A 13,459-nucleotide genomic window follows, 5' to 3' on the forward strand; every position below is an offset into this window, starting at 1 on the left:
GCTGTTAGCTCATCTGTCGAATGGCCAGGCAGACGTTGTGACCGCCGAAACCAAAGGAGTTGGACAGCACTGTTCCCAGTGTGTGCTCTCGAGCCGCGTTGGGGACGACATCCAGATCACAGTCGGGATCAGGATTAATGTGGTTGATCGTGGGTGGAACCACGTTGTTCTGTAAAGCCAGAACACAAGCCACCGCCTCAATGCCGCCGGAGCCACCGAGCAGGTGGCCGGTCATCGACTTGGTGGAACTCACAGGGATCTGCAAGGCCCGATCCCCAAGGGCCCCCTTGATGGCCGAGGTTTCGTTTTTGTCGTTCGCCGGCGTGCTGGTGCCGTGGGCGTTCACGTAATCGATCTCGGACGGGTCGATGCCGCCGTCCTGCAGGGCCAGCCGCATCGCTTCAGCGCCCCCCACGCCACCCGGGGTCGGCGAAGTGATGTGAAAGGCGTCACAGGTCATGCCATAACCCACGATTTCGGCCAGAACGGTCGCTCCGCGCGCGTTGGCGTGTTCGAGGGTCTCCAGCACCAGCAAACCCGCCCCTTCGCCGATCACGAAGCCGTCGCGCTCTTTGTCGAACGGGCGACTGGCCGTGGCTGGGTCGTCGTTGCGGAACGAGAGGGCCTTGGCACTGGCAAAACCCGCGACCCCCAGGGGCGTGATGGCGGATTCAGCTCCACCGGCCACCATCGCGTCCGCCTTGCCGAGCTGCAGCAGCCGGTAAGCATCACCGATGGCGTTGGAGCCTGCCGCGCAGGCCGTGGCCACCGCAGAGCTGGGGCCTTTGGTCCCTAGCGCAATCGCGGCAAGGCCAGTGGCCATGTTGGGGATCATCATCGGCACCGTGAACGGGCTCACACGCCCCGGCCCTTTGCCTTCCAGCACATGGGCCTGGGTTTCCATCGTGAGCAGGCCGCCAACGCCCGAGCCGATGATCACCCCAATCCGTTCGGCGTTCTCATCGGTGATGCTGAGGCCGGCATCTGCTAGCGCTTGCTTGGCAGCCACGACACCGAACTTGCAGAAGCGATCCCAGCGTTTCGCTTCCTTCGGTTCTATCAGCGCAGTGGGATCGAAATCCTTCACCTCAGCAGCGAAGCGGCAGGCATGGGCCGAGGCATCGAACAGGGTGATGGCCGCGACACCATTGGTGCCGAACGTCAAACCGTTCCAATAGTCCTGAACCGTGTTGCCGATCGGTGTGACCGCGCCGAGGCCGGTGACCACGACGCGATGGAGACCGTCCACCATGCCGTTCCTCAGGCCTGCTTGTCTTCGATGTACTTGACGGCGTCGCCGACGGTGGTGATGCCCTCAGCGGCTTCATCGGGGATTTCGATGTCGAATGCCTCTTCCAGAGCCATCACCAATTCCACGGTGTCCAGGGAGTCGGCGCCCAGGTCGTTCTGGAAGTTGGATTCAGGCTTCACCTCGCCAGCGTCGACGCTGAGCTGCTCCGCAACGATCGAACGCACCTTCTCGAGGATCGCTTCCTGGGACATGGGCCGTGGCAACGGGACGCTGCATCCTACGGGCACGCCCTGAGCTCAATTCACGTGGGTATGAACAACGGTGACGGCTCTGCCGCCGAGGGGTTGCACAGCAGGTACGTTGAGCCCCAGGACTTCTTTGAGCACCGGGCATGTCCCACGCCGTCAAGATCTACGACACCTGCATCGGCTGCACCCAGTGTGTGCGTGCCTGCCCTCTCGATGTGCTCGAAATGGTGCCCTGGGATGGTTGCAAAGCCGGCCAGATCGCATCCTCACCTCGCACCGAGGACTGCGTGGGTTGCAAGCGCTGTGAAACCGCCTGCCCCACCGATTTCCTCAGCATCCGCGTTTACCTTGGCGATGAAACCACTCGAAGCATGGGGCTCGCCTACTAAGCCCTGATCGAATCACTGAAAACCCCATAAGCTCTGCCCGGCGACTGCCGGGCTTTTCTGTATGTGCGGAATCGTTGCTCTGGTGGGGTCCCGTGAGGCGGCCCCGCAGCTTCTTGAGGGGCTGCGGCAACTCGAATATCGCGGCTACGACTCCGCCGGCATTGCGACGGTGGATGCCAAGGCCGAAGGACTTCACTGTCTGAGGGCCAGCGGCAAACTGGCCAACCTCACCAAACGTTTTGAGGAGCTCGGCTCACCAGGCCAGTGCGGCATCGGCCATACCCGCTGGGCCACCCATGGCAAGCCGGAAGAACGCAATGCCCACCCGCACCGGAGCATGGATGGATCCGTTGCCGTGGTTCAGAACGGCATCATTGAGAACCATCGTGTACTTCGGGAACAGCTTGAGGCGGACGGGGTGGTGTTCCGCTCCGAAACCGACACGGAGGTCATTCCCCATCTGATCAGTGCTGAGTTGCAGCGACGCCTGGCGGCGGGTGAACAGGCCGGTGGTCCGTTGTTGCTGGCTGCACTGCAGGCGGTGCTTCCTGCTCTGCAGGGCGCCTATGCCCTGGCGGTGATCTGGCAGGAGGCTCCCGGAGCGCTGGTGGTGGCTCGCCGGGCTGCCCCCCTGTTGATCGGCCTGGGTGAAGGTGAGTTCCTCTGTGCCAGTGACACGCCGGCTCTGGCGGGTTTCACGCGCACAATCCTGCCGATGGAGGACGGAGAAGTGGCTCTGCTTTCTCCCTTGGGAGTGGAGCTTTACAACGAAGCAGGGCTTCGCCAGCAGCGAATGCCATCGGTTCTCTCTGGTGCGGACCACGTGGCGGATAAGCGCCATTTCCGCCATTTCATGCTGAAGGAGATTCACGAGCAGCCGGATACTGCGAATCTTTGGGTTGCCAGGCATCTGCCTCAGGGTCTGCCGGCTGCTTCTCCTGTTGCCCTCCCCTTCGACGACGGGTTCTACGAGGGCATCGAACGTGTCGAAATTCTTGCCTGTGGCACCAGCCGTCACGCTGCGATGGTGGGGGGCTATTTGCTCGAGCAGTTCGCTGGCATCCCCACAGTCATTCATTACGCCAGTGAGTTCCGTTATTCACCGCCGCCACTGGCGCCCCACACCCTCACCATCGGGGTGACCCAATCCGGCGAGACGGCAGACACTCTTGCCGCTCTCGCCATGGAGGCGAAGCGCCGTCTCGACCACGGCAATCCTGCTTTTGCGCCACGTCAGCTTGGTGTCACCAATCGGCCGGAAAGTTCGCTCTCGCGCCAGGTGCCAGACATCCTCGACATCGGGGCTGGGATTGAAGTTGGCGTTGCTGCCACCAAGACCTTCATGGGTCAGTTGCTGGCGTTCTACGGCCTGACCATCGCGTTTGCAGCGCGTCGCAACAGCCGTTCGGATGATGAGATTGCTGCGTTAGTGCAGGAGCTGCGCCGATTGCCCGATCAGCTGCAGGGTTTGGTTGATCTGCATGATGAGCGCTGTGCAGCGTTTGCCCACCGCTTCGCGGAAACACAGGATGTGATTTTCCTGGGCCGCGGCATCAACTATCCGATTGCGCTGGAGGGGGCCCTCAAGCTCAAGGAGATCAGCTACATCCACGCGGAGGGTTATCCAGCCGGCGAGATGAAGCATGGTCCGATCGCCTTGCTTGATTCCCATGTGCCGGTGGTCTCGATCGCGGTCCCCGGTCTCGTGTTCGAAAAAGTGCTCAGCAATGCCCAGGAAGCCAAAGCGCGGGATGCACAGCTGATCGGGGTGGCACCGGATGGACCGGATACGGCTTTGTTTGATGAACTCCTGCCTGTCCCGGTGGTGAGCGAGTGGATCAGCCCTCTGCTTACCGTGGTTCCCATGCAGTTGATGAGTTATCACATCGCTGCCCATCGGGGCCTGGATGTGGATCAGCCGCGCAATCTCGCCAAGAGTGTCACGGTCGAGTGATGCTCAGATTGCTGCGGCCGTAACGGTCTTCGAAACGCACGATGTCGTCTTCTCCGAGGTACTCACCGCTCTGAACCTCGATCAGTTCAACAGGGATTTTGCCGGGGTTGGAAAGCCGGTGCCGACAGCCCACAGGGATGTAGGTGCTTTGATTCTCACCGAGCAGCTGCTGTTCGCCGTCCCGCTCCACCAGAGCGGTCCCGCGCACCACCACCCAGTGTTCGGCACGGTGGTGGTGCATCTGCAGCGAGAGGCTGGCACCTGGCTTCACGGAAATCCGTTTCACCTGCCAGCGGTGGTCCTCCACCACGCCGGTGTATGAGCCCCATGGCCTGTAAATCTTGCGGTGCGCTTTGCCTTCCGGACTGCCATCCGTTTCCAGCTGTTTCACCACCTTCTTGATGGCTTGTGCCTGAGAGCGGTCCGCAATCAGCACGGCATCGTCGGTTTCCACCACCACAAGATTTTCAACCCCTAGACCCACCACAAGGCGATGCTCGCTGCGTATGTAGCAGTTGCGGCTCCCTTCTGAAATCACCCGTCCCTGCAGCACATTGCCCTCGCTGTCTTGCGTTCCCGTTTCCCACAGCGCACTCCAACTGCCTACATCGCTCCAGCCGGCATCCAGTGGCAGGACGGAGCCAAGGTCTGTTTTTTCCATCACAGCAACGTCGATGGCCACGTTCGGGCACTTGGCGAAGGCTTCGCGCTCGAGACGCAGGAATTCCAGATCTGCCGTGTCCTGCTCAAGGGCCGCGCGGCAACAGCTCACCACCTCTGGGACGAGCCGTTCCAGCTCAGCAAGCATGGCGCTGGCACGGAACAGGAACATGCCGCTGTTCCAGGTGAAGCGACCCGTCGACAGAAATTGCTCAGCAGTGGCTTGATCAGGCTTCTCCACAAAGCGACTGATCGGCACATCCAGCAGCTGATCGCTGCTGAAGGCCTTAGCGGCTTCGATATACCCGTATCCCGTTTCCGGCGCTGTTGGCACAATGCCGAAGGTCACCAGGCGTCCCTCTTCGGCTGGCCTGCGGCCCGCTGCCACAGCATCGCGGAAATGTTGGGCATCACGGATCAGGTGGTCCGCCGCCAGCACCAGCAGCAGCGGATCGTCGCCCTGGGATGTGGCCTGAAGCGCGGCCACTGTCACCGCTGGCGCGGTGTTTCTCCCCATTGGTTCCAGCAGGATCGCGTTGGGCTCGACGCCGATCTGGCGCATCTGCTCAGCCACGATGAAGCGGTGATCCTCGTTGCAGATCAACAACGGTGGTGCCAGGCCCTCGAGACCAGTCAGCCGCTGCTGGGTCTGTTGCAGCAGGGTGGCATCCCCATCACCGCTCAGCGGCCAATACTGTTTGGGGTAACTGGCGCGAGACAGCGGCCACAGGCGGGTTCCCGTACCGCCGCAGAGGATGACCGGTATTAAGGGAGTAACAGCCAAGATTCCCGAGTCAAGGCTTCCCAGAATCGCCTGCATGCACCGACTCTGTCGATGGTTCTCAGAGATCGAGCAATCCAGGTGGAGGTGTGAGCAGCAACCATCCGTCCTCGAGATGCACTTCAGGCACGATGGCTTCGACGAAGGGAACCAGCTTGACTTTGCCGTCCTGGCGGGTGATTTCCAGCAGATCGTGCCCGGCGCTGATCAAATCGGACACTGTCCCGATCGGATCACCATCAGGGTCCAGATGAACGTCCAGTCCGATCAGATCAAGCAGGTGGAATTCTCCGTCCCCCAGCTCAGGCCGGTCGTCTGCCATGACAAGAAACTCCAGACCCACCAGAGCTTCAGCTGCGCTCCGGTCATCGATCCCTTCGAGATGAACCACGAACAAGGATCGGCCAGGCAGCTGGCGGCCGCGTTGAAGACGAACTTCCTGGGGCTGCTCGCCCTTGCGACCGTTCAGCCAGCGAGGCCCTGGGTTGAGGAACCGTTCCGGAAAATCAGTGCATGGGTTGATTTTCAGGTCCCCCTTCAGGCCTTGCGCTCCGACGATGTGGCCAACCGTGAGCCATTCCATCGGCTTGGACATGACGCGGGTCGTCAGAATTGTTGATAATGCCTTGTAATCTGTTCAGCTCAGAGCGATGGCGACAGCATCAGCACCGATCCTGCCTGGTTCGACCGTCACTGTTGAGGATCCCCGCTCCATTTACAACGGGTACACCGGATTCGTGCAACGCATCAGTGGTGATCAAGCCGCTGTGCTGTTTGAAGGCGGTAACTGGGACAAACTTGTGACGATGCGTCTCAAGGATTTGAAGGTTTCCTGAGTTTGATGCCGTCGCCTACCAGCCTCCAGTTGCGCTTAAGGGCCATGGTGCTGGAGACGAAAACTGTCTCCGGACGTGTTTACAACGCAGTTGTATTTGGCGCGATTTTGCTGAGCGTCCTAGCGCTGATGATGGATCCCAATCCGTTGTCAACATCAATTTATAGGCAATCAGAGATTGGCTGGATCCAACTGATTCAGAACGGTTGTCTTGCTGTTTTCATGGCGGACTTCGTTCTGAACATGTACGTCAGTGAGCGCCCGATTAAATATCTCTTCAGCTTTTATGGTCTGATCGATTTGCTGGCGATCGTTTTCTTTGTGATACCGCAGATTCGCAGTGAAATACTGCTTTGGGTTTTCAAATTTGGTCGTATTCTCCGCGTCTTCAAGCTTCTTCGTTTTATCGATGAAGCACGAGTTCTTGGTCAGGCACTGCAAAAAAGTGCCCGCACAATTGTTGTCTATCTTTTCTTCGTTTTCATGCTCCAGGTTGTGCTGGGGTATTTTATTTTTGTGATTGAAAGTGTTAATCCAGACAGTCCCTTTAAGACTATGGGTAATGGCGTTTACTGGGCGATTGTCACAATGACAACGGTTGGATATGGAGATTATGTGCCGCAAACCGCACTAGGGCGACTGCTTGCGTCTGCTGTGATGATGCTGGGTTTCGGAATCATTGCGATTCCGACTGGGATTCTCACTTACTCGGGAGTGCAACAACAGCGCCAGGAGTTAAAAGCCAACAGCTGTCTGGCCTGTGGTCGTTCCGGGCACCGTAATGATGCGGTTCATTGCGATCGTTGCGGCGGGTTGCTTGTTGATCACAGGCCTTCCAAGGTTTGAAGTGCGGCTTCTGCGGCTCTTTGCTCCGCTTCCTTCCTTGAGCGACCCCAGGCTTCAGCTGTGAACTGCTCCTTGAGAAGTACACGGGTGTGAAATCGATTGGGGTCCCCATGTCTGCTATTGCTCTCTTCGGTGAGATAGCGCGGGAGGCCGATTTTGCGAGATTGGCTCCATTCTTGTAAGGCCGATTTGCTCTGGAAGCGAAGGGGATGATCGATGACATCCTTAGCACTTTTGATCCATCGGGGCTCCAGCCATTGATGAACCAGTTTCATGCCTTGATCTTGAAGGTAAAGAGCACCGATGAACGCTTCCGTCGCTTCAGCTCTCAGGGTCTTGAGAGCTTGCAGATCGCCCCTGGCGTCATCTCCCATTGTGAGGATTGATTCAATCCTGATTGATTCACCAAGATCAGCAAGCCATTGGTCGCTTACGAGTTGTGCCCGAAGTTCAGATCGTTTCCCGACGATGAGTTGTGGATACTGTTGATCGATAAATTCTGAGCAGGCCAGCCTCAAAACCGCGTCGCCAAGAAATTCGAGACGTTCATGGTTTTTCCCCATGCGTGCAGACGTATGGGTCAATGCTTCATTGATGACATCTAAATCCTGAATGGCGTTCTTCCATTGCGGCTCGATGCTGACGAGGAAGTTCCTTAGCTTTTGTAGGCGGTCTGCGGGTACTGGCGTCATCGAAGTGAGCATCCGATCCGGTTCGGGTGATGCGTTTTTGGTCTCAAGTCGATCAACATGCAAATTTGTTTCTTCCATTGATTCAAATGTGGCGGAGCAACATTCAACTGGATTCTTCAGAATGATTTTCTTGGTGAGGTGCTGATCCGTTTAGGCATCTTCGGCAAGAGGATGTCAGCAAACATTAAGTGCTGTCGACGCATCTGGCTGAACCAGCTTGCGTAGAGCTGGCAATGTTTCCATGCTCAATGGTGAGGATTCCAATGAATCGGAACTGGTCTGCTTGCAATTTTCAGATTCATCACGGTTCAACGGATCAAAGTGTTCCCTATGCCAGTTATCTTGAGCGGCATCATGATTTTCAGGTAAGGGTTCTCTGTGGGGGCAAAAGTTGATGACAATCCTCCTGAAAATATTTTTCGTCAATTCAATCTTGGTGTGCTCGAGCGGTTTGGTGAATCCATGGTGGTCTTTGAGTGGCTGCTGCTTCAGCAGGGCATCTCAGTGAATTTTGCCTATCCAGGTCGAAAGAATAAAAGCAAGACTGGCCAGCAGCATGCTGAGCATTCGTTGCGGTATATCGATGATGCGTTGAAGATGAATTGTTTTTTGAAGGACTTTGAGCGGCGATGTGAGCTTGCATAGGCTCAAGAGGAGCGAACGCCCTTTATGGGATATGGAAAAAGCCCTGCTGATTTCACCTTATTAGAGCCATCCACAGTCCCTGGGCTGAGGCCGGGATTTGGGTGAAAGCAGGGCATAAGCCGGGTTCTGTTCACCATTCCATAAGGATGGTGGGTGGTTATCTATCTGGGACCGTCGTTACCGACGGCCTCGAGCGGCGCGTTCAGTCGGAACAGGGCTGATGGCCAACCGTTGTTCCTTGGCCTTGCTCCCAGCCGGGGTTTACCGAGCCAGCACCTCTCGATGCTGCTGGTGCGCTCTTACCGCACCTTTGCACCCTTGCCTGTGCCTGGGGGAATCCCCATAGGGCCATCGGCGGTGTGTTTCTGTGGCACTCTCCTCACGGTCACCCGCACTGGGCGTTACCCAGCAAGCCTGGCCATCTGGGAGCCCGGACTTTCCTCAATCGGATCGAAGGGATCCGATCGCAACCACCTCGCCTGCTTTCAGACTTCATCATGCCGCCTCGGCATAATTTGTTCCGAGGGATCAACACTGCCCTTGCCCTGGGGCTGTAGCTCAGCTGGATAGAGCGACGGTTTCCTAAACCGTAGGTCGTGGGTTCGAGTCCCGCCAGCCCCGTTGAGTTCTGGTTAAGTCGTAGTGAACGCTACATCTGGTGGGGTGGCTGGATTGCTCTCCATCGCTAGGGTTGAGTAACCCAGGTGGGTGCTATGACCCAGCTTCACGACCTCCGACTTCGCTTACTGGTCCAGCAGGAGAGCGAGAGGATCGCCGATTCCCAGCCGACGGATCTTGATCTCTCGGTGGTTCAGGCCCGTTGCCTCTGCTGGCTAGCGCTTCTGGCTGAGGCTCACGAAGATCAGGCCGGCGACGCGGAACGTCGCGGGGATACCGAGCAAGCCATGGGTTGGTTTGCAGATTCCATGCGGCTTCGGGACGTCATTCAGGTGGTGTCCTCCATCGAAATACCTCTGCCGGGCATGATTGAGGACGATGAATTGGAGCAAGACAGTGATTCCGGCCCTCTAGCGGCTTGAGGGGTGTCATAGTGGAATTTGAGTGAATGAGGACTGCGGTGCCGGAAGAGCCCTGCCAATGTCCGGACTGCCAGAGGTTTTATCGGGAGCATGACCGATTGATCCGGGAGTTCCCCACTCTTCGTCAGCAACAGGAGCTCAACTGGGCTGCCTTGCAATCCTTCCGTACGCTCTCCGGTCGTGTGCTGGAGGATCTTCAAAAGCAACAGGGTGCCCGCCAGCAGAGTGAAGTCACCAGTGGTCAACAGCCTGCAGGTTCGGGTGCTGGTGCAGGAGCCGCAGAGGAAAGCAGCGATGCTTTCCAGCAGGCGATGGCGGACCTCGAAAACATCAATGCCCATCTGTTCTCCATCGAAGCTCTGATGGAGCGTGTGTTTGATGTACGTGTGCCTGAGGAGATCGAACAGAAATTCCGGGAGCTCGCCGGTGAGCTGGCTCCTGATCCACTCAATGTCGATCGTCTACGTCTGAATCGCCTGCTGCATCAAACGCCCGACTTACCCGACCGCAGCTGAGGCTGGGGTTTCGTTGTGGCGCCGACAGAGGCGGGCAATCATGCCTTCCTCATCGGCTGGAATCACCATTGTTGAGTAGTTGCCCCACCAGTGCAGCGCTTCCGCTAGCTCCTTCTGCAGCTTCTTGTCGTGTTCACCCACCCCGCCAGTGAGTGCAAGCACGTCCACGCCGCCGAGGCTGGCGGCCATGGAGCCCAGCAGCTGAAGCAGACGGTGTCGGAACACGTCGAGAGCTGCGATGGCGCCGATGTGTCCTGCGGCGGCCGCTTCTCGGATCTCCCGCATGTCGCCACTGAAACCCGAAAGCCCTTTGAGGCCTGATTCCTTCTGAAGAATGGCCGACATCTGATCTGCGCTGTATCCCTCCCGCATCAGGCCCAGCATCAGGCCTGGGTCAAGATTGCCGGAGCGGGTTGCCATCACGAGTCCCTCAAGAGGGGTGAATCCCATGGTGGTGTCGATGCAACGGCCGCCGTGAATCGCTGCCAGGGAGGCTCCTGCTCCAAGATGGGCGCTCACTAGTCGCAGTGTTGAGGGGTCTTTGTTCTGGCTGCGCCATCGATCGGCCACCGTTTCTGCGATGTGCTGGTGGTTGATGCCATGGAAGCCAAAACGGCGGAATCCCTTCGTTCTGAATGCAGCAGGGATCGCGTAGGTGTATGCAGCAGCCGGCATGCTGCTATGAAAAGCCGTATCAAAGCAAGCCCATTGAGGCAATGAGGGGGCCCAGGTCGTGGCCCATGCCATCCCTTTGAGGGCTGGTGGATTGTGCAGCGGTGCATTGGGAGTCAGAAGCTCCAGCGTCGCCAACACCTCCTCCGTGATTTGCGTGGGTGCCGTGAAGCGTTCACCACCATGAACGACGCGATGGCCGATCAGTCCGACCTGTTGCCGATGGGGATCCAGGTCGGGTTCCAGCCAATTGTGGAGCACATCCTCGAGAGGCTCATCCGCAGCGATGCTTCGTCCGCTGTGCCAAAGGAAAGCCCCGGTGGAATCCACCAGGGCCGCTTTGATGCTTGAACTGCCGAGGTTGATGACCAGCGTCAGATCAGTCATCAGCGAACGTCGCAAGTGATCTCAACGTTGAGGGCGTCGACGTTCCAGATGTTCTTGCAGTACTCCGCGATGGAGCGGTCGGATGAGAAGAACCCGGTCCGCGCCGTGTTGAGCAGGGACATCCGATTCCAGTGCATCCGATCGGTCCAGGCCAGGCTTACAGCTTCTTGAGCCCGCACGTAATCGCCAAAGTCGGCCATCACGAAGAAGGGATCGTTGCCGGTGAGGTTGTCCATCAGTGGGCGGAACAGTTCCCCATCGCCATTGCTGAAGTGGCCCATTTCGATCAGTCGCAGGGCTTCCTGCAGCTCTGGGATGGCGGCGATGAAGTCGCCGGGACGGTAGCCCTGCTCCTTGAGAGCCTTGATCTCTTCCACGGTTTTGCCGAACAGGAAGAAGTTCTCGGCACCCACCAGCTCGCGGATCTCAACATTGGCGCCGTCGAGGGTGCCGATGGTGAGGGCGCCATTCATGGCGAACTTCATGTTGCCGGTGCCGGAGGCTTCCTTGCCAGCGGTGGAAATCTGCTCCGACAGATCGGAGGCGGGATACACCTGCTCAGACAGTTTCACGTTGTAGTCCGGCAGGAACACCACCCGCAGGCGTCCGTCCATGTCGGGATCGCTGTTAATCGTGTCAGCGATGCCATTGATGAAACGGATGATCAGCTTGGCCATGTAGTAGCCAGGAGCCGCTTTGCCTCCGAAGATCACTGTGCGAGGGGCCATGCCATCGGCCTGACCGTTCTTGATCCGCAGGTACTGGGTGATCACCTGCAGGGCGTTGAGGTGCTGACGCTTGTATTCGTGGATGCGCTTCACCTGAACGTCGAACAGGGTGGAGGGATCCACCAGCACACCGGTGTTCTTGTGGATGTAGCCGGCCAGCTTGCGTTTGACGGACAGCTTGGTTTCACCCCACAACTCAAGGAAGCCTTGGTCGTTCTGCCGCTCTTCAAGCTTGCGCAGAGACTCCATGTTGGAGATCCAGTCTTTGCCGACATGCTCATCCAGGAGGCTGGCCAGTCCTGGATTGGAGAGGGCAACCCAGCGTCGGGGGGTGACGCCGTTGGTGACATTGGTGAATTTGTCAGGCCAGAGATCGGCGAACTCGGGGAGCAGATCGGTTTTCACCAGGTCTGAGTGGAGGGCGGCCACCCCGTTGACGTGATGGGCGCCGATCGTGGCCAGGTGAGCCATCCGCACCGCTTTGCTGCCCTCTTCATCAATGATGGAGAGCTTGCGTTGCATCGCATCGTTGCCTGGATAGCGGATGCGCACCTGCTGCAGGAAGCGACGGTTGATCTCGTAGATCAGCTCCAGGTGTCTCGGCAGCAGATTGCCGAACAGATTGAGATCCCACTTCTCGAGGGCCTCGGGCAGCAGGGTGTGGTTGGTGTAGGCCACGGAACGGGAGGTGATGTCCCAGGCCTTGTCCCACTCCATGTGGCGATCGTCGATCAGCAGGCGCATCAGCTCCGCCACGGCGATGGCAGGGTGGGTGTCGTTCAGCTGAACGCTCCAGTACTTCGGGAAGTCCTCCACGGGCAGTCCGCGGTTGTCGAGGCTGCGCAACATATCCTGCAGTGAGCAGCTCACAAAGAAGTGCTGCTGCTTCAGGCGCAGGCGTCGGCCCTCGTCGGTTCCGTCGTTGGGGTATAGCACCTTGGAGAGGGTTTCGCTGCCGACTTTTTCCTCAACGGCTCCGTAGTAATCGCCGATGTTGAAGGCATAGAAGTCGAAGCTCTCTGTGGCATCGGCGCGCCAGAGCCGAAGCCGGTCGCAGATGTTGACCCGGTATCCAAGGGTTGGCACATCGTGTGGCACACCGATGGCGTGCTCCGCAGGAATCCAGCGGGAGCGATAGTTGCCCTTGTCGTCGATGTAGCTCTCGGTTCGGCCGCCGAAGCCCACGAAACAGGCTTCATCGGGTTGGGGCAGTTCCCATGGCCAACCACCCTTCAGCCACTTGTCGGTGATTTCCACCTGCCAGCCATCACGGATGAGCTGGTCGAAAATGCCGAATTCGTAGCGGATGCCATAGCCGGTGGCGGGAATCTTGAGGCTTGCCAGCGATTCCATGTAGCAGGCCGCCAGGCGGCCGAGTCCGCCGTTGCCCAGACCGGGCTCCTCTTCGACTTCAAGAATCTGCTGAAGCGACTCGATGCCGAAGTTGCGCAGGGCCTCCTCGGCTTCCTTCTGGATCCCCAGGTTGAGCAGATTGTTGTTGAGCTGAGGGCCGATCAGGAATTCGGCGGAGAGGTAAGCAACCGCTTTCTGGGGATGGGCGCGCATTGCCTCCATCGTCGCCAGGTACCGCGTCATCAAACGGTCCCGCACCGCGTAGCTCAGGGCCATGTAGAGGTCATGGCGACTGGCAGTGGGAGCGAGTTTGCCGAGCGTGAAGAACAGATGCTCGGTCATCCCATCGAACACACTCTTGGCATCGAGGCCGGCGCGTTCTGGATCGTTGTAGCAACCGGGGGTCGGAAGTCTCAGATCGAGGGGTTGTGAGGCGGTCATGACGACAGAAAGGTGAAAGGG

14 protein-coding genes, 1 tRNA gene and 1 other RNA gene are annotated in these 13,459 nt (G+C 58.5%); 8 read left to right on the top strand and 8 right to left on the bottom strand.

Annotation, left to right across the window (positions count from 1 at the left end; translation table 11 throughout):
- Positions 1–4: 4 nt before the first annotated feature.
- Both fabF and acpP read right to left on the bottom strand, forming a co-directional pair.
- Positions 5–1,252 carry a beta-ketoacyl-ACP synthase II gene (gene fabF, locus SYN9616_RS0112490; RefSeq protein ID WP_028953385.1) on the bottom strand — a complete coding sequence of 416 codons (1,248 nt, stop codon included), beginning with the start codon at positions 1,250–1,252 and terminating at the stop codon, positions 5–7.
- 8 nt (positions 1,253–1,260) lie between these two features.
- Positions 1,261–1,503: an acyl carrier protein gene (gene acpP, locus SYN9616_RS0112495; RefSeq protein ID WP_007099572.1), complete on the bottom strand. Its 243-nt coding sequence runs from the start codon at positions 1,501–1,503 to the stop codon at positions 1,261–1,263.
- A 140-nt stretch (positions 1,504–1,643) separates the two neighbouring features.
- Here acpP and psaC point away from each other — a divergent pair, with 140 nt between their 5' ends.
- Positions 1,644–1,889, top strand: coding sequence for a photosystem I iron-sulfur center protein PsaC (gene psaC / locus SYN9616_RS0112500; RefSeq protein WP_006850103.1), 246 nt, complete (start codon positions 1,644–1,646; stop codon positions 1,887–1,889).
- A gap of 61 nt (positions 1,890–1,950) precedes the next feature.
- Positions 1,951–3,843 carry a glutamine--fructose-6-phosphate transaminase (isomerizing) gene (gene glmS / locus SYN9616_RS0112505; RefSeq protein ID WP_028953386.1) on the top strand — a complete coding sequence of 631 codons (1,893 nt, stop codon included), beginning with the start codon at positions 1,951–1,953 and terminating at the stop codon, positions 3,841–3,843.
- Here the strand turns inward: glmS and SYN9616_RS0112510 are convergent.
- Together SYN9616_RS0112510 and rimM are read right to left on the bottom strand one after the other, a co-directional pair.
- The gene (locus tag SYN9616_RS0112510; protein ID WP_051411043.1) at positions 3,830–5,323 is read right to left on the bottom strand and encodes a mannose-1-phosphate guanylyltransferase/mannose-6-phosphate isomerase; all 1,494 of its coding nucleotides are present in this window, start codon (positions 5,321–5,323) and stop codon (positions 3,830–3,832) included. The two genes, glmS and SYN9616_RS0112510, sit on opposite strands and share 14 nt — an antisense overlap.
- 22 nt (positions 5,324–5,345) lie before the next feature.
- Positions 5,346–5,879, bottom strand: a complete 534-nt coding sequence (rimM, locus tag SYN9616_RS0112515; protein ID WP_028953388.1) for a ribosome maturation factor RimM — start codon at positions 5,877–5,879, stop codon at positions 5,346–5,348.
- Between the two features lie 55 nt (positions 5,880–5,934).
- On the opposite strand from rimM, the gene SYN9616_RS0112520 reads away from it, so the two are divergent.
- Positions 5,935–6,120, top strand: a complete 186-nt coding sequence (locus SYN9616_RS0112520) for an NAD(P)H dehydrogenase subunit NdhS (protein WP_028953389.1) — start codon at positions 5,935–5,937, stop codon at positions 6,118–6,120.
- Between the two features lie 5 nt (positions 6,121–6,125).
- The gene (locus SYN9616_RS0112525) at positions 6,126–6,965 is read left to right on the top strand and encodes an ion transporter (RefSeq protein ID WP_028953390.1); all 840 of its coding nucleotides are present in this window, start codon (positions 6,126–6,128) and stop codon (positions 6,963–6,965) included.
- Here SYN9616_RS0112525 and rnc read toward each other — a convergent pair.
- Positions 6,944–7,735, bottom strand: a complete 792-nt coding sequence (gene rnc / locus SYN9616_RS0112530) for a ribonuclease III (protein ID WP_232200439.1) — start codon at positions 7,733–7,735, stop codon at positions 6,944–6,946. The genes SYN9616_RS0112525 and rnc overlap by 22 nt on opposite strands.
- Positions 7,736–8,035: 300 nt before the next feature.
- On the opposite strand from rnc, the gene SYN9616_RS0112535 reads away from it, so the two are divergent.
- Positions 8,036–8,302, top strand: coding sequence for a hypothetical protein (locus tag SYN9616_RS0112535; protein ID WP_028953392.1), 267 nt, complete (start codon positions 8,036–8,038; stop codon positions 8,300–8,302).
- 99 nt (positions 8,303–8,401) lie between these two features.
- Here the strand turns inward: SYN9616_RS0112535 and rnpB are convergent.
- Positions 8,402–8,789: RNase P RNA component class A (gene rnpB / locus SYN9616_RS16215), an RNA gene on the bottom strand.
- Positions 8,790–8,849: 60 nt separating this feature from the next.
- Here rnpB and SYN9616_RS0112540 point away from each other — a divergent pair.
- The 3 genes from SYN9616_RS0112540 (at position 8,850) to SYN9616_RS0112550 (ending at position 9,857) form a co-directional block, all read left to right on the top strand.
- A tRNA-Arg gene (locus SYN9616_RS0112540) sits at positions 8,850–8,923 on the top strand.
- 92 nt (positions 8,924–9,015) lie between these two features.
- Positions 9,016–9,342, top strand: a complete 327-nt coding sequence (locus tag SYN9616_RS0112545; protein ID WP_028953393.1) for a hypothetical protein — start codon at positions 9,016–9,018, stop codon at positions 9,340–9,342.
- 38 nt (positions 9,343–9,380) lie between these two features.
- Positions 9,381–9,857 (top strand): hypothetical protein, encoded by a 477-nt coding sequence (locus SYN9616_RS0112550; RefSeq protein WP_028953394.1) that lies wholly within the window; start codon positions 9,381–9,383, stop codon positions 9,855–9,857.
- On the opposite strand, the gene SYN9616_RS0112555 is transcribed toward SYN9616_RS0112550, so the two are convergent.
- Entirely contained in the window at positions 9,840–10,916 is a 1,077-nt protein-coding gene (locus tag SYN9616_RS0112555) for an acetate/propionate family kinase (RefSeq protein ID WP_028953395.1), read from the bottom strand. The two genes, SYN9616_RS0112550 and SYN9616_RS0112555, sit on opposite strands and share 18 nt — an antisense overlap.
- A complete protein-coding gene (locus SYN9616_RS0112560) occupies positions 10,916–13,438 on the bottom strand; it encodes a glycogen/starch/alpha-glucan phosphorylase (RefSeq protein WP_028953396.1) in 2,523 nt (840 codons plus the stop codon). The genes SYN9616_RS0112555 and SYN9616_RS0112560 overlap by 1 nt, the downstream gene beginning before the upstream one ends.
- Positions 13,439–13,459 lie beyond the last annotated feature (21 nt).

The organism is Synechococcus sp. CC9616 (genome assembly GCF_000515235.1).
In the GTDB taxonomy this organism is placed as follows: domain Bacteria; phylum Cyanobacteriota; class Cyanobacteriia; order PCC-6307; family Cyanobiaceae; genus Parasynechococcus.